The sequence below is a fragment of the Arthrobacter glycogeni genome (assembly GCF_054511155.1).
This window is the reverse complement of record NZ_JBTNDE010000015.1, coordinates 1-15,782: the sequence shown is the minus strand read 5'-3', so window position 1 is coordinate 15,782 and position 15,782 is coordinate 1. Positions and strand designations below refer to the sequence as shown.

Sequence of the window (15,782 nt, the reverse complement as noted above, 5' to 3'; positions counted from 1 at the left end):
TCAGGTGACGCCGCATACCCCGCAACTTTCCCGCCGGTCAGCGGCCCCGCAGCCGCGCACCCTGATCGACATCCTCACCGCTACGGCGGAGGCTTTTCCTGACGCCTCAGCGCTCGACGACGGCGCCACCAGCCTCAGTTACGCCGAGTTACTGTCCAGCGTCCGTGCCATGGGGAAGGAGCTTCACCTGGCCGGGCTGGGTGCCGGGGACAGGATCGGCATCCGGATCCCGTCCGGCACCGCCGAGCTGTATATCGCCATCCTCGGTACTCTGCTGATCGGAGCCGCCTACGTCCCGGTCGACGCCGACGACCCCGACGAGCGCGCCAAACTCGTGTTCTCCGAGGCGGGCGTCGCCGGAATTATCAGGGCGGGGCGCGCGCCGGTGGTGCAGAAGGGCAGGAATGCGCCGTTCACGACACCGCGCATGCCCCGCCCGGACGATGACGCGTGGATCATCTTCACCTCCGGGTCCACCGGAACGCCCAAAGGGGTTGCGGTCACCCACCGCTCGGCGGCAGCCTTTGTCGACGCCGAAGCCCGGTTGTTCCTGCAGGCCGAACCTGCAGGCCCCACCGACCGCGTCCTCGCCGGACTTTCGGTGGCCTTCGACGCGTCCTGTGAGGAGATGTGGCTCGCCTGGCGCAACGGTGCATGCCTGGTTCCCGCCCCACGGGCACTCGTCCGCTCGGGCATGGATCTGGGTCCCTGGCTGATCACCCACGGCATCACCATGGTCTCCACGGTGCCCACCCTCGCCGCCCTCTGGCCGGTCGAGTCGCTTGAAGCGGTCAGACTGCTCATCTTCGGCGGCGAAGCCTGCCCTCCCGAATTGGCAGCGCGGCTCGCCACCGACGACCGGGAACTGTGGAACACCTATGGCCCCACCGAGGCGACAGTCGTCGCCTGCGCCGCCCTGTTGGGCGGTCCCGGCCCGGTGCGCATCGGCCTCCCCCTGGACGGCTGGGACCTCGCCGTCGTCGACGGCTCGGGCGTCCCGGTGGCCGCAGGGGACATCGGCGAGCTGATCATTGGCGGAGTCGGTCTGGCCCGATACCTTGATCCGCAGAAGGACAAGGAGAAGTACGCCGCCATGCCGTCGCTGGGCTGGGACCGGGCGTACCGCAGTGGTGACCTGGTCAGGTTTGACCCGGCCGGCCTGGAATTCATGGGACGCGCCGATGAACAGGTCAAGCTCGGCGGGAGGCGCATTGAGCTCGGCGAAGTCGACGCCGCCCTGCAGTCCCTCCCCGGCGTCGCCGGCGCCGCTGCGGCAGTGCAGACCACCGCCGCCGGCAACCAAGTGCTGGTGGGCTATCTGGTGCCAGCGGGTGCGCCGCTCGACCTGCCGAGCCTACGCTCCCAGCTCGCCGGTTCACTACCCGCAGCGCTCATCCCGATGCTCAGCGAGGCCGCTTCCCTTCCCACCAAGACCAGCGGGAAGGTGGACCGGGCGGCCCTGCCCTGGCCGCTGGCCCAGGCTGGCGACGGCGACGTGCCGCTGCTCAACGACGAAGCCCAATGGGTGGTAGATCAGTGGACTGCGGTGCTCGGTCTGCCGGCGTCGGGATTGGACGCCGACTTCTTCGCCTATGGCGGCGGCAGCCTGTCAGCGGCGCAACTGGTTTCAGCCCTGCGGCAGCACTATCCCACCGTCACGGTGGCCGATATCTACGCTCATCCGCGGGTGGGCGCCCTGATCGAGATGGTGCGCCATTCGGAGCCGGTTGGCGGAACGATCAGGGTTGAACGACATGTCGCCCGCACCACCCGAAAAGCCCAGGTGTTCCAGACCCTGATGGGGCTCCCGCTCCACCTGCTGGTCGGCATGCGCTGGCTGACCTATCTGATGATCATCAACCAGGTGCTCGCCGTCGCCGGCGTGTCAGCCGCACCGACCGTGTCCTGGTGGTGGATCCTCGCCAGCTGGACGGTCTTCGTGAGCCCGCTCGGCCGGATGGGAATCTCCGTGGCTGCCGCCCGGATCCTGCTCCGCGGCGTCCGGCCGGGAAGCTACCCCCGCAGCGGCAGGGTGCACCTCAAACTGTGGCTCGCCGAGCAGATCGCCGACATGGCGGCCGCTGTAAGCCTGGCCAGCGCGCCGTGGGTCACCTATTACGCCAGGGCCCTGGGTGCAAAGATCGGGCGCGACGTCGACCTCCACTCGGTTCCACCGGTCACCGGGATGCTCCACCTCGGCAGCGGTAGCTCCGTTGAACCCGAAGTTGACCTTTCCGGCTGGTGGGTCGACGGCGACCTGGTCCACATTGGCAGGGTCAGCGTCGGGGAACGCGCGGTCGTCGGTACCCGGAGCACGCTGATGCCCGGCGCGCGAATCGGCGCCGACTCCCAGGTTGCACCAGGTTCTGCCGTGCTGGGGAAGGTCCGGCCCGGTCAGCAGTACGCAGGATCCCCCGCGACCCGGGTGGGAAAGGCCAAACCCATCTGGCCCGATGCCCCACCGTCGTCGTCCCGCACCATCAGCTTCCCAGCGTTCGCGGCCGCTTCGGGAGTGCTCGCCGGGATCCCCTATCTGGCCGCTGCGATCGCGGCGCTTCCCCTCATTGCCGCCCTGCGCGGCTCCCCCACCCTTTCCGGCGCGTTGCCGCAACTCCTCTGGTCCGTGCCCGCGGCCGGCCTGCTCTGGTTTGTGGCAACGATGCTGCTCATCCTTGCCGCAGTGCGGCTGCTCGGCGTCGGTCTGCGGGAGGGATATCACCGGGTCCGCAGCCGGGTCGGCTGGCAGGTCTGGGCCACCGAACGGGTCCTCGACCTGGCACGCGACCTCCTTTTCCCGTTGTACGCAAGTCTCTTCACGCCGGTGTGGCTGAGACTGCTCGGGGCGTCGGTGGGGAAGAACGTCGAGATTTCGACAGTGCTGCTGGTCCCGAAGATGACGACCATTGGCGACGGCGCCTTCCTCGCCGACGACACGATGGTGGCCTCCTACGAGCTCGGCGGGGGCTGGATGAAGGTGGCCCCGGCGAAGATCGGGAAGCGGGCTTTCCTCGGTAATTCGGGGATGACCGCCGCGGGTCGCCGGGTGCCCAAGAACTCCCTCGTCGCCGTGCTGTCGGCTACCCCAGCCAAAGCCAAGGCGGGAACCTCCTGGTTGGGCAGCCCACCGGTCCGGTTGCGCCGCACCCAGATGGATGCCGACCAGACGCGGACCTTTGACCCGCCACGGCGCCTCAAGGTGGCACGGGGTGCGTGGGAGGTCTGTCGGCTCGCCGCGACGCTGCTCACCGTGACCATCGCTGTGCTGGTGCTCGTGGGACTCGACGCCGTCGCCGTCCGCTGGGGGTATCCAGTGGCCGCCCTGCTCAGCGGTGTGGTGATGCTGACCGCCGGGGGGCTGGCCGCGGTGAGCGCCGTCGTCGTGAAGTGGTTGCTGGTGGGCCGGATCAGTGCCGGTGAGCATCCGCTGTGGAGCTCCTTCATCTGGCGCAACGAGGTGGTTGATGCGTTTATTGAGACGGTGACCGCCCCCTGGTTTGCGCGGGCCGCCAGCGGCACCCCCACGCTCGTGTGGTGGCTGAGGGCGCTGGGCGCCAAGATCGGTCATGGGGTGTGGTGCGAAAGTTATTGGCTGCCGGAAGCCGATCTGGTCACCCTCGGTGACAGCGTCACGGTGAACCGGGGGTGCGTTATCCAGACCCACCTGTTCCACGATCGGGTGATGTCGATGGACACCGTAACCTTGAAGGATGGCGCAACGATGGGACCGCACGGAGTGATACTTCCCGCTGCCCGCCTGGACCAGGGTTCAACCGTTGGACCGGCATCGCTGGTGATGCGCGGTGAGACGGTCCCCGCCGGGAGTTACTGGATCGGTAACCCGGTCAGCCCCTGGAAACGGCCGGTGGCCGCTCCATGACGCAGGCTGTCGACGGGAAGCGGGCCAGCAGCGCCCTCGGCCCCGATCCCTATACGCCCGGTCACGGCTCCCCGGACTGGACGGCGCTGCACTACGACCTTGACCTTGACTACCGGTTGGCCAGCAACCGGTTGGTGGGCCGCGCCGTCGTCACCGGCCGTGCCGCCGGACCGCCGTCCCGTCTCCTGCGCCGGATTGAACTGGACCTGGCCGGGTTGAAGGTCACCAAGGTCAGTCTCGGCGAAGGACGGGTGCTGCGCGTCAGCGCGAGGGGTTCCCGCCTGGTCGTGACCCCGGGTGAACCGCTCACCGGTGGCCAGGAGTTCACCCTCGACATTAGATACGGTGGGAACCCGCTGCCCCTGAGAAGCGTCTGGGGTGAGCTGGGCTGGGAGGAACTGACCGACGGCGTCCTGGTCGCGGGACAGCCCACCGGCAGCCCCTCCTGGTTCCCCTGCAACGACCTGCCCAGCCAGAAGGCCACGTACCGCATCGCGGTGACCACCGACGCAAACTACCGTGCCATCTGCAACGGGCGGCTGGTTTCCCACACCCCCCGGTCCAGCCGCGGCACCTGGGTGTACGACCAGCCCGAACCGATGGCGACCTACCTGGCGACGGTGCAGATCGGGCGATACCAGCTGGACCGCTCCAGCACCTCCCCCGTCCCCCAGTTCACTGCCGCACCGGCCGGGTTACGCGAGACTGCACGCCGTGCCCTGGTCCGCCAACCGGAAATGATGAGTACCTTCATCGATCTCTTTGGGCCGTATCCCTTTGAGGCCTACACGGTGGTGGTCACCGATGATGTCCTGGAGATCCCGCTGGAAGCCCAGTCACTGTCGATCCTTGGGCGGAACCACCTGACCATCGGGTGGGAATCCCAGCGGCTCATCGCCCATGAGCTGTCCCACCAGTGGTTCGGCAACTCACTGACAGCGGATTCCTGGCGGGACATTTGGTTACATGAGGGATTCGCCTCCTATGCCGAATGGCTGTGGTCCGAAAAGTCGGGAAACCTTTCGGCGGCGCAGCGAGCAGCAGACGCCTGGCGCAAGCTGGCGGCCGAGCCGGAAGACCTGGTGATCGGCGATCCTGGGGCAGTACGCATGTTCGACGATCGGGTCTACAAGCGAGGCGCCCTCGCCCTGCATGCACTCAGAACGGCAGCCGGGGATCAGCTCTTCTTCACGTTGCTGCGCTCATGGACCACTCAGTTCAGGCACCGCAGCGTCACCACCGCGGATCTGGTCGCCGTGGCGGACAATGTCTGTGCCGGGGTCGCAGGCTTCGACGCCGCAGGGTTATTGAAGCCCTGGTTGTATCGGACCAGGCTGCCACCGCTGCCCTGACCCCGGCGGGAACGGGTCAGTCGGTGACGGTCACTCCGCGCCAGAAGGCCACATGATCGCGGATGTTCTCCGCTTTGGCCTTCGGCTCGGGGTAGGTCCAGGCGGCGTCGTCGTTGACGGTGCCGTCGACTTCCAGCGAGAAGTAGCTCGCTGTCCCCTTCCACGGGCACACAGTGGACATGGCGCTGTCGGTGAGATATTCGGTTTTGACCGAGTCCCGGGGGAAGTAGTGGTTCCCCTCCACCATGACCGTCTCGTCTGACTCCGCGATGACCACGTTGTTCCACATTGCCTTTGCCATGGTGCTGGCCTTTCTCTGAGGTTCCCTCAACGGGTTGGTACTCACTGCTAACCGCTGACGGGGCGTGAACATTCCGCCGCCCGCCCCGCCCCGGGTCAGCGCCCGCCGTCGAGCATGCGGCTGCGCTGCTCCTGGCCCGGCACACCGTAGGGGTAGTCTGCGACCTCAGAAGCGCTGACTGTGCTCAGCCGGTCAACCTCCCCGGCGGTGAGCTTCACGACGTCGGCGCCCAGGTTGTCGGTGAGCTGGGCGGTGTTCCGCGCACCGAGGATCACCGCCGTGACAGCCGGCTGCTGCGCAACCCAGGCGAGGGCCACCTGCGACGCGGTGACTCCGCGCTCGGCGGCGATCTCCACGACCGTGTCGATGATGCGCCAGGTGCGTTCCTTGGCGTTGCGTTCCTTCCAGGCCTCCATTCCGCGCTCGGGGTTCTCGCCGAGCCGGGTCTCTCCGGTCGGGGAGGTGTCGCGCTGGTATTTGCCTGTCAGCCAGCCGCCGCCGAGGGGTGACCAGGGCAGGAGACCGATGCCGGCGTCGAGCGCTGCCGGAACGATTTCCGACTCAATCTCGCGGACCAGCAGACTGTACTGGGGCTGCAGGGTGACCGGTGCGTTCCAGCCGTGGATTTTCGCCATCATGACGGCCTTGGTCAGCTGCCAGCCCAGGTAGTTGGAGAAGCCGTAGTACCCGATCTTGCCGTTGCTGATCGAGTCCTCGAGGAAGCCGAGGGTCTCTTCGAGCGGGGTCAACGGATCCCAGGAGTGCACCTGGTACAGGTCGATGTGGTCCACTCCCAGCCGGGCAAGGGAGTCGTCCAGCGCCCGGCGGAGGTGGCGGCGGGACAACCCCAGATCATTGACGCCGTCGCCCATGGGGAAGCGGCCCTTCGACGCCAGGACCATCTGGTCCCGTTCGGTCGGGTTCTTGGCCAACCAGGAGCCGATGATCGTCTCCGAGGCGCCTGCCGTGTACACGTCGGCGGTGTCGATGAAATTGCCACCCGCCGCCACGTAGCCGCTCAGGATCTGATGCGAGGTCGCCTCATCCGCTTCGGCCCCGAAGGTCATGGTGCCAAGTGCATATGCCGAGACGGCAGTGCCGCTGTTTCCAAGCTTCCGGTATTCCATCGTGTGTGCTCCTTTGGATCGACTGGTGGTGTTTCCCCACTCCATCCTAGTTGCAGTGCTACAACTTCCTGATCGTCAGAATCTGCTCGGCACGCCCAAAGGGCCCGGCGACGTCATGCAGCACCGCAGAGGTCAGCCCAATGCCGTCGGTGCCAAAACTGACGCTCGTCTCCAGGCCGAGCCACTCGCCTGCCGGTTCCCGGTACAGGTGGACCTGCAGGTCAAGGTTGGGGAACATCCAGCTTCCCAGCCCCGGTGCGACTCGGGCTGACACGCCGTTGGCGGTGTCGATCAGGCCGATCAGCCGGACCAGGTCCGTTGTCGGAAAATCTTCAACCACTTGGTGCGGCGTCCGCAGCCAGACCCGCCCGCGTCCGGGGCGGTGTCCATCCACCACACGGAACTCCAGCGATTCGATGTAGCCGCCGGGCCAGGCGGTCATCTCGGCAAACGGGCCGGCCGACTCAGGTCCGGGCATCGGCGCGTCCTCGATGGCCGCTACGGCAGAGCTGTCAGCCTTCGCGAGCCGCCACGCCTTCGCACGGATTACCGTCCGTCCATCGGAGATCATCTCGGCTTCCAGCAGCTCAATGGTCCTGCCAGGCCTGACCACCTTGACGATGACGTCGAACGACCCGCCGGGAATCATCCCGAGAATGTCAAAACTCAGCCGTGCCATCCGCAAATCCGGGCGGGGGCTGAACTGCTCAAGGCAATGAGCCAGCAGCCCCGCAGCTGGCGCCATGTGCTGTTCCTTGGGGTTCCAGGCGCCCTGAGCATGGATGGTCGATTCGAAGCTGCTCTCACCCAGGGAACGGTAGTACGAACTTGCCATGAAAAAAGCCCCCCGGATTTAGCGCCGGTTGAGGAAGCTACGGATCTTGGAGGTAATGCCCGCGCTCGCGGAGCCGCCAGTTTTCCCACCGGTGCTGCCGCCGGCATGTCCACCCGTGGTTCCGCGGTTGCCGCTAGCCAGTTTTCCAATGGCGTTCTTGATCGTGTCGCTCAGGCCCATGATGTACTCCTCTGATAGCTGGACGACGGCGTCGTCTCACCTACGACTCTACGCGGGTGGACCACTCGCTCATGTCGGCGGGATGCTCAGCCCCGGCCGGGCCTTTGCCCATGCGGCGCCCATCAGTTCAATGGCCTGGCCGACGACGTCGTGCCCTGTTCCTTCCCGGCTCGCCGCTCTCGCTGCCTTGGCCCGCCGAACATGGCCGTCCCAGTCCCCGCCGCCAGCACGCAGGGGCCGCAGGGGTGAAAGCAGCGCCGCCCGGCTGAGCCAGGGGTCGACGTCGCTCGCCCACCGGTCCAGCACGACAGCCGCACGCTCCCTGTCCCGTGGCGGCAACCGATCAATCAGGGGACCCACCACGTCGATGGCAAGCTGGTCGGTGAGGTCCGCTCGGCCCGCAAGCCTCAGGAACCCTTCAATGCGGGTCAGATCGGTGACCTGAAGGAGGGACCCCTTCGATTGCAGCACCACGACGGCCGCCAGCCGACGCTCGAACACCGGGACGGACCACAGTTCGGAACTCAGCGACAGCACGGCGTCGTGATCCATTCCCCGGTAGCGGCGAAACGCATCGCGGACCGTGCCGCGCACGGCGCCCACCGACGAGCCGTAGACCCGGAGGCCATCGCCCTGGTCCGCCGCCCGTTCCCACGAGGCCTCACGCTGCAGGGCGGCATCGATAAAGTCTCCCGCGTCACTCACGATGTTTCCCGTTTCACTCCTGGCGCCCGCGAACAGGGTTCGCACCCGCGGCTACGCCGGTGATGAATCCAGTTCTTCCTGGGCCTTGGCGGCCAACCGCTCCAATACCAGTCCGTCGGTGCTGGAGAAGCTGCGCGGGCGATCATCGATAATGCATAACGTGCCGATGGGCCAACCGTCCGGCCCGCGGAGCGCAAGCCCTGCATAGAACCTGATGTGGGGTTTCAGCTGCACCAGAGGGTTGTCGCGGAATTTTCCGTCGACCAGCGCGTCGGGAACGACCAGCACCCGGTTGTTCCGAATGGTCTGGTCGCAGAAGGAAACCCGGCGCGGGACATTCGAGCCGATCGGGCCCGCCACCGATTTGATGAACTGGCGGTGCTGGCTGATCAACGCGATCGAGGCCGAACTGACGCGAAAGACTGCCTGGGCCTCCCGGGTGATCCTGTCGAACCGCTCCTCGCGGGCGGTTTCCATCAGGCCGGTGCGGCGCAGTGACCGTAACCGCCTGGCCTCGTCCCGGTCCATCGGGAATAACGCGGCCGACGTCGTCATGAGCCGTCGCAGCGCCGTATCCGTCCAGCTGTCGAAGCTGCTTTCGACGGGAACCCCGGTCGCGAGGGAAATGTCGTCGGTGGTGTACGCGGCACGCCGCACCGGTGAGTTGACGTCGTCGAGCATCTCATTGATGGCATGCGAGACCATGTCCCGCTGGAGGTCGTCGAGTTGCATCAGACCATGAAGGTACGCAGTGAATTCGACCAGATCGCAGGAACCGCCGATGCCGGTGTAGTAAATCCAGGCAGAGTCGAAGTCAAGGCCGGAGTTCACTGCGGCAAGGCGCGCGAACCACTGCTGCAGGTAGGGATCCATCGATTATCTCCTCTCCAGGCTCATCGGGAGTGCGCGTCGTAGCCGTCGGCTTCCATCGCGTTGCGAAGGCGGATCAGGCCAGCCTGGATTCGCGACTTTGCCGTGGGTAGCTTGATCTGTAGCGTTTCGGCGACCTGCACATACGTGAGCCCCCCATAGTAGGCAAGATTGATGGCCTCAGCCTGGCGAGGGGTGAGAGACGCCAGACATTTCCTGACGCTCTCAGACATCATCGTGTGGTGGACCGTATCCTCGACACTGTCCTGCCCCACAGCGGCCGCACGCTGACTGTACGCCGCATCCCTCCCGATCGAGCTCTGCTCACTGCGCACCCTGTCGACGGCCCGGCGGTGAGCAAGAGTGAAGATCCAGCTCTGCGGCGACCCGCGATCGGCGTCAAACTGGCCGGCCGACGTCCAGAGGAGAAGGTAGACCTCCTGAACCACTTCCGCGGCGATTGCGGGGTTCTTGATGACCCGCAACACCAGCCCGTACACCCGTTTGCAGGTGACCTCGTACAGGGCCGTGAAGGCCGGTTGCTCCCCATCAGCGGTCCGCAGAAGAAGCTCGGTCAAAGGAGGGGAGCCCGCCTGATCCATCACTGGGGAATCGGCCGGATCGAGCGTAGTGCTGTTCAACATGAGACCTCGCCGTTAAGTGAAGTGTGCGGTTCGAGACCAGCGACGCTGCTGCGTCGTCGGGGCCCACACGGTTCGAACTATGCCATCCGGACGGGCTACCCGCAACAAAGGCAGGGCCATTTCACAGTCCGAGGCCGCGGTACTTGGCTGTTCTGGTCGTCAGCAGCCCGTCGATGGCTGCCCCGGCCAGCGCCGACAGCTCGTACTCGATGGCGGCGCCCATCCGCCGGCAGAAGGCTTTGGCTTCGTCTGCGGCGTCGTCGCGCTCGTCCACGATGTGGTCGACCAGACCATTGGCGTGCAGCGAGGCCACGTTGACGCCCTGCGCCTCGGACAGCGCCGGTGCGAACTCGGTGCTGCGGTGCATGATGGCGCTCGCCCCTTCGGGCGGGAGCGGCGACAGCCACGCGTGGTGGGCGGCGATGGTGCGGTCTGCCGGGAGAAGCGCCAACGCTCCCCCGCCGGCACCCTGGCCGAGCAGCACCGAGACCGTCGGCGACCGCAGCCCGATGAGGTCATAGAGAGAACGGGCGATTTCGCCGGCAAGGCCGCCCTCCTCGGCTTCCCTGGACAGGGCCGCGCCGGCCGTATCGATCACCGTCAGCAACGGCAGTCCGAGTTCCTCGGCCAGTCTCATCCCGCGTCGAGCCTCGCGCAGCGACGCGGGTCCCATTGCACTCTCCGAAGTGGATCGGGACCGGTTATGGCCGAGCACCACGCAGGACTGGCTGCCGAAGCGGGCCAGCGCCAATTGCAGGCCGGGATCCTTTTCGCCCTGGCCGGTGCCGTTGAGCGGCAGCACATCCTGGGCAGCCCAGCCGAGCAGCCGCCGCAGATCGGGTCGACGCCGGTTACGGGAGATCTCGATGGAGGTCCAGGCACCGACCGGGGAGGGTACGACGTCGACGGTTGCCGGTAGCGCCACGGGCTCGCTGGCCCGCCGGGTCAGCACGTTCAACGCCCGGTCAACGATCTCAGGTAGTAGTTCCGGAGGGACCACGGCATCAATCAGCCCCTTGTCGTAGAGGTTTTCTGCGACCTGCACCTTCTCGGGGAACGGGGTGCCGTACAGCGCCTCGTAGACCCGCGGGCCGAGGAAACCGAGCAGGGCTCCCGGCTCCGCGACTGTCACGTGGCCGAGTGAGCCCCAGGACGCCATGACGCCGCCGGTGGTGGGATGCCTCAGGTACACCAGGTACGGCAACCGGGCCCGCCGGTGGGTGCGGACCGCGGCCGAAATCTTCACCATCGAGAGGAACGCGAGCGTGCCCTCCTGCATCCGGGTCCCGCCCGACGCGGGTCCGGCCAACAGGGGCAGCTTCTCACGGGTGGCACGCTCGACAGCCTCAACAATCCGATTGGCGGCGGCCAGCCCGATGGACCCGGCAAGGAACCTGAACTCCGAGACGATCACTGCCACGCGCCGGCCGCGGATGAGGCCCTCGCCGGTGAGCACGGATTCGTCAACGCCGCTTCTGTCGCGGGCCGCCTGCAGCTCACGTTCATACCCGTCGTCGTGATGCGGCCCGGCCACTGGGCCATCCCAGGAGATGAAGGTGCCCGGGTCGAGCACGACGTCGATCAGTTCCGCCGCCGACAGATGGCGCACCGGCTGGGCCACAGACATGCTAGGAGTCCTTCGCCAGGGCGTCGTCCAGCCAGCGCCGGATGTCGGCGCCATCCTGGTCCAGCAGTGGCGGCGCCGTGTGGGTGGAGTTGGTGGTTTCCTGCTCCGCGCCATCGAAGAACCGCAGCGGCGGGCCGGGGAGGCTCACCGTGCCCAGTAGCTGGTGCTCGACGTCGATCAGTAGGCCCTGCGACTTCACCTGCTCCCATTCGTACACCTCGTCGAGGGACCGGACCTTGCCCGCCGGGATGCCGGCTTCGTTGAGCTTCGCCAGCAGGGGCTCGGACTCGTATGCGGCGAAGGCCGTTTCAATCTCGCCGATCAGCAGGTCACGGTTCCGCACGCGGTCGCCGTTGCTGGCGAACTCGGCACGGCCCGCGTCGATCCCGAACGTCGTGGCGAACGTGTGCCACAGCTTTTCGCTGCCGACGCTGATCTGGACCTTGCCGGCGTCGCAGCCGAAGAGGCCATAGGGCGCGATGGACGGGTGGTGGTTGCCCTGCGCCTTCGGAACCTCGCCGGCGACGGTGGTTCTGGTGCCCTGGAAGGCGTGGACGCCGATCAGCGCGGCGAGCAGCGACGTCCGCACCACCTGGCCCTTGCCGGTCTTCTCCCGTTCCAGGAGTGCGGCCAGCGCGCCGTATGCCCCGTACATTCCAGAGAGGAGGTCGGCGATTGGCACGCCGACGCGCTGCGGATCATCCGGACCGGGCCCGGTGAGCGACATCAGGCCGGCCTCGCCCTGCAGGATCTGGTCGTAGCCACTCCTGCTGGACTCGGGGCCGTCGTGCCCGAATCCCGTGATGGAGAGGATGACCAGCCGGGGGTTGAGCTGGTGCATGACCTCGGTGGAGAACCCTAGCCGGTCCAGGACGCCCGGCCGGAAGTTTTCGACGACGACGTCGGCCCGTTGCAGCAGCGCGGTCAGGACCTTCTTTCCATCGTCGCTCTTCAGATCCAGGGCGATGGATTCCTTGTTCCTGTTGCAGGACAGGAAGTAGGTGGCCTGGGGGTTGTCGTCGGGGCCCACGAAGGGTGGGCCCCAGCCGCGGGTATCATCGCCGGAACCGGGGTTCTCCACCTTGATCACGCGGGCGCCGAGGTCGGCCAGCATCATTCCGGCGTGCGGGCCCGCCAACGCGCGGCTCAGGTCCACCACGAGGGTGCCAACGAGTGGGCCGGACCGCTCTGCGGGGCTGGTAGTAGCTGTGGTCATGGTGGTCTTTCCGCTCAATGGGGTTTCCGGTTGCCGGTGGTTCAGGGCTTAGAGCCAGCCCGGAACCACCAGGACCAGCCAGGCGACTAGCGGTCCGACGACGACGACGATGCCACCGTAGGCAAGGATCTGCTTGTAGAAGCGGTCCCTGTCGGTGCCTTCGGGGGCGTTCGCGAGCACGAGCGCGCCGTTGGTGGAGAACGGGGACACGTCGACCACTGTGGAGGCGATGGAGAGGGCGGCAATGACGCCGATCGCACCGATTTCACCCGATTCCAGGAACGGGATGGCCAGCGGAATCAAAGCGGCGAGGATCGCTGTGGATGAAGCGAACGCGGAGACGACTGCACCGATGTAGCAGATCAGCAGGGCCGCAAGCAGCGGCATGCCCAGGCTGGCGACGCCGTCCGAGACGTATTCGATGGTGCCGGCTTCCTGCAGGACGCCGACGAAGGTCAGCATGCCGCAGATCAGGAGGACCGTTGACCAGCTGATCTTTTCGACGGCGCCCTTTTGTGACCGTGGTGAGATCAGCGCCAGGGCGACGGCGACGGTGATGGCGACGAAGCCGACGTCGACCTTGAACCCCAACGCCACAACGGCGAGGACGATCAGGCCGGCAATGGTGGCGTACTGCGCCAGGGTCTGCTTGCCCTCGGTGGCGACAGCGCCGTCGTCGTTGATAGTTGGGTTGGTGTTGGTCTTGCCCTTCAGGGAGTCGGTACCGGAACCGGTGCCACGGAAGTCGACGTCGGCGCCCGAGGCGCGGGCACCAACACTGGCGCGCATCCGGGCGTCGGCCGCGCCTTCGACGAACTGCTCAACCCGTGCGGAGAACAGTTTCCTGCCGCCGAGAACGAGGAACAGGACAACGGCGATAAGGAAGTTGAAGATCAGGCTGGAGAGGAAGAGAGCCATGGGGCTGTAGTCGAAGCCGGTGTCGGCGACGATGCCGTTGACGATGACGCCGTAGACAGCGATGGGCGAAAAACCGCCGGCCTGTGCGCCGTGGACCACCATCATGCCCATCAGGAGGGGACTGATCTTGTGCTTCGCGGCGAAGCCGAGGGCGACGGGCGCCATGATGGCGACGGCCGCGGGGCCGAGGGCGCCGACTGCCGTGATGACACCGGTGATGATGAACATGATCCACGGGATGAGTGCCACCCGGCTACGGACCAGTTTGACGGCGCCGTTGACGAGGAGATCGATGGTGCCGTTGTTTTGAGCTATCGCGAAGAGGTAGGTGACGCCGACCAGGGTGAGGAACAGGCCACCGGGGAAGTTGGCGATGATGTCATCGGTTTCCATGCCGAGGAAGACCGCACCCAGCAGGAAAGCGCCGACGAAGGCGAGGGCGCCCATGTTGACGGGCAGCAGCGTCGCGATGAGGAACATCGCTGCCAGGATGATGATGGAGAGGAGTTGGACGGACATGGGTCTTCTTTCGCCGGTGAAAGTGTGATGTGACGCACGTTACCTGCGCACTGGACTAGACTGTTAGACACTGATCCATTTGTCAATTGTGACCTTCCCGACCCCTACACTGGCATGACATCTCCCCGCTGACGTTGAGGACCGCTGATGAACGCACTGCCCGACCCCCGGCAGCTCGCCCGCGCACCGCGGCCCCGGCTGTACGAGCAACTGGTGGAGCAGATCCTGGTGTACATCGAGGAAGCCCAGCTGGGTCCAGGCGATCTCCTGCCGGCTGAGCGGATCCTCGCCGAACGGCTGGGGGTGTCGAGGGCCACGTTGGCTCAGGCGCTGGTGGCACTTGAGGTGCTGGGGATTATTGACGTCCAGCACGGCACCGGGGCGGTGCTGGTGTACCGGCCTTCCCTGGCGACGGTGATCAGAAAACTGCGGGAACACCAGTCCCGGCTGCCGGAGATTGCGGAAGCGCGCAGCACTCTTGAGGTGAAGCTTGCATCGCTGGCTGCCGATCGGCGGACCGAGGCGGACCTGACTGCCATCGATGCCGCGTTGGATGCGATGGCTACTGAAATTGCCGCGGGAGATCGCGGCACTCACGGCGATGAGTTGTTCCACCAGGCGGTCACGGCTGCTGCCCACTCCCCTGTGCTGGCACAACTGATGGCGTTTATCGCCGAACTGGTACTGGAGACGCGGATTGAGTCGTTGGGTCAGCCAGGCCGGCCGGAGCAGTCGCTCAGGTCGCACCGGGTGATTGCGGAGGCGATTCGTGCCGGCGATTCGGCGGCAGCAGCGGCCGCGATGCAGTCGCACATCGATCTGGTCTCTGACGTTGCGTTGCTAAAATAACTGGGCGGTTGGGGTGGGTCTTTTGGCCCTAGGAGCCTATTCGCTGGGGCCATAGGCTCGAAACCATGACTACTGAAGCGCCCGTGCCCGAGACCGACACCCTGTCCTCCGACGAGTGCTGGGAACTTCTGCGGCTGACAGCGTTTGGTCGCCTCGCCGTGTGGGCCAACGATCAGCCCGAAATCTTTCCGCTCAACTACAAGGTTGATCACGATAGGTTGGTTTTTCGGACGAGCCATGGCACCAAGCTGGCCTCTGCCTTGGGTAAGCGGGTCGCTTTGGAAATTGACGGAACCAGTGAGCATGGCGGGGTCGCCTGGAGCGTCGTCGTCAAGGGTCCTGCCAACAAGCTTGAGCGGACACCCGACGTACTCAACTCCGTCGGGCGATTGCTTGTCCCGTGGGAAGCCGGCACAAAGGACCATTTCGTCGGCATTTTTCCCGAGGTTGTCACTGGACGGCGGTTCCGGATTGCTGCACCCCTGACCTGGGGCGGCCGCCTCGACGACGCGGTGCGTGCCGGGTTGGAGTAAACCGACTCAACTGCCAACGGACTAAGCGTTCAACGGCCAGGATCGCCACGCCCAACGCGGTTGTGATCGCGAGGACCGTACCTTGGAGGCGGCGTTGAGTTCATCGACTATCAAATCCCGCCAATGCCGCGGACGAAAAGGGGGAGGGGGGGGGAGGGGGGGGGGGGGGGGGGGGGGGGGGGGGGGGGGGGGGGGGGGGGGGGGGGGGGGGGGGGGGGGGGGGGGGGGG

14 protein-coding genes are annotated in these 15,782 nt (G+C 66.3%); 4 read left to right on the top strand and 10 right to left on the bottom strand.

The window, feature by feature from the left end; all coding sequences use genetic code 11:
• Positions 1 to 4: 4 nt before the first annotated feature.
• Together ACX80O_RS11400 and ACX80O_RS11395 are read left to right on the top strand one after the other, a co-directional pair.
• Positions 5 to 3,877 carry a Pls/PosA family non-ribosomal peptide synthetase gene (locus ACX80O_RS11400; RefSeq protein WP_459333515.1) on the top strand — a complete coding sequence of 1,291 codons (3,873 nt, stop codon included), beginning with the start codon at positions 5 to 7 and terminating at the stop codon, positions 3,875 to 3,877.
• Positions 3,874 to 5,229: a M1 family metallopeptidase gene (locus ACX80O_RS11395; protein ID WP_459333514.1), complete on the top strand. Its 1,356-nt coding sequence runs from the start codon at positions 3,874 to 3,876 to the stop codon at positions 5,227 to 5,229. Before ACX80O_RS11400 ends, ACX80O_RS11395 begins: the two co-directional genes overlap by 4 nt.
• Before the next feature lie 16 nt (positions 5,230 to 5,245).
• On the opposite strand, the gene ACX80O_RS11390 is transcribed toward ACX80O_RS11395, so the two are convergent.
• The 10 genes from ACX80O_RS11390 to ACX80O_RS11345 all read right to left on the bottom strand — a co-directional run bounded on the left by ACX80O_RS11390 (position 5,246) and on the right by ACX80O_RS11345 (position 14,171).
• Positions 5,246 to 5,530, bottom strand: coding sequence for a DUF427 domain-containing protein (locus ACX80O_RS11390; RefSeq protein WP_459308777.1), 285 nt, complete (start codon positions 5,528 to 5,530; stop codon positions 5,246 to 5,248).
• A gap of 95 nt (positions 5,531 to 5,625) precedes the next feature.
• A complete protein-coding gene (locus ACX80O_RS11385) occupies positions 5,626 to 6,657 on the bottom strand; it encodes an aldo/keto reductase (RefSeq protein ID WP_459333513.1) in 1,032 nt (343 codons plus the stop codon).
• Between the two features lie 58 nt (positions 6,658 to 6,715).
• Positions 6,716 to 7,492 (bottom strand): thioesterase family protein, encoded by a 777-nt coding sequence (locus ACX80O_RS11380; protein WP_459308781.1) that lies wholly within the window; start codon positions 7,490 to 7,492, stop codon positions 6,716 to 6,718.
• Between the two features lie 18 nt (positions 7,493 to 7,510).
• On the bottom strand, positions 7,511 to 7,672 hold the full coding sequence (locus tag ACX80O_RS11375; protein ID WP_459308783.1) for a hypothetical protein: 162 nt from the start codon (positions 7,670 to 7,672) through the stop codon (positions 7,511 to 7,513).
• Positions 7,673 to 7,741: 69 nt separating this feature from the next.
• Positions 7,742 to 8,377: a DNA alkylation repair protein gene (locus ACX80O_RS11370; RefSeq protein ID WP_459308784.1), complete on the bottom strand. Its 636-nt coding sequence runs from the start codon at positions 8,375 to 8,377 to the stop codon at positions 7,742 to 7,744.
• Positions 8,378 to 8,428: 51 nt separating this feature from the next.
• Complete coding sequence (locus ACX80O_RS11365; protein ID WP_459308786.1) at positions 8,429 to 9,250, bottom strand: GAF domain-containing protein; 822 nt, start codon at positions 9,248 to 9,250, stop codon at positions 8,429 to 8,431.
• A gap of 20 nt (positions 9,251 to 9,270) precedes the next feature.
• On the bottom strand, positions 9,271 to 9,891 hold the full coding sequence (locus ACX80O_RS11360; protein ID WP_459333512.1) for an ECF RNA polymerase sigma factor SigK: 621 nt from the start codon (positions 9,889 to 9,891) through the stop codon (positions 9,271 to 9,273).
• A gap of 121 nt (positions 9,892 to 10,012) precedes the next feature.
• Positions 10,013 to 11,518 carry a carboxyl transferase domain-containing protein gene (locus ACX80O_RS11355; RefSeq protein WP_459333511.1) on the bottom strand — a complete coding sequence of 502 codons (1,506 nt, stop codon included), beginning with the start codon at positions 11,516 to 11,518 and terminating at the stop codon, positions 10,013 to 10,015.
• A 1-nt stretch (position 11,519) separates the two neighbouring features.
• On the bottom strand, positions 11,520 to 12,734 hold the full coding sequence (locus tag ACX80O_RS11350; protein WP_459333510.1) for a CaiB/BaiF CoA transferase family protein: 1,215 nt from the start codon (positions 12,732 to 12,734) through the stop codon (positions 11,520 to 11,522).
• Between the two features lie 48 nt (positions 12,735 to 12,782).
• Complete coding sequence (locus ACX80O_RS11345) at positions 12,783 to 14,171, bottom strand: SLC13 family permease (RefSeq protein ID WP_459333509.1); 1,389 nt, start codon at positions 14,169 to 14,171, stop codon at positions 12,783 to 12,785.
• Positions 14,172 to 14,318: 147 nt separating this feature from the next.
• Here ACX80O_RS11345 and ACX80O_RS11340 point away from each other — a divergent pair, with 147 nt between their 5' ends.
• Both ACX80O_RS11340 and ACX80O_RS11335 read left to right on the top strand, forming a co-directional pair.
• Complete coding sequence (locus tag ACX80O_RS11340; protein ID WP_459333508.1) at positions 14,319 to 15,020, top strand: FadR/GntR family transcriptional regulator; 702 nt, start codon at positions 14,319 to 14,321, stop codon at positions 15,018 to 15,020.
• Between the two features lie 65 nt (positions 15,021 to 15,085).
• Positions 15,086 to 15,553 (top strand): pyridoxamine 5'-phosphate oxidase family protein, encoded by a 468-nt coding sequence (locus ACX80O_RS11335; protein ID WP_459308796.1) that lies wholly within the window; start codon positions 15,086 to 15,088, stop codon positions 15,551 to 15,553.
• Positions 15,554 to 15,782 lie beyond the last annotated feature (229 nt).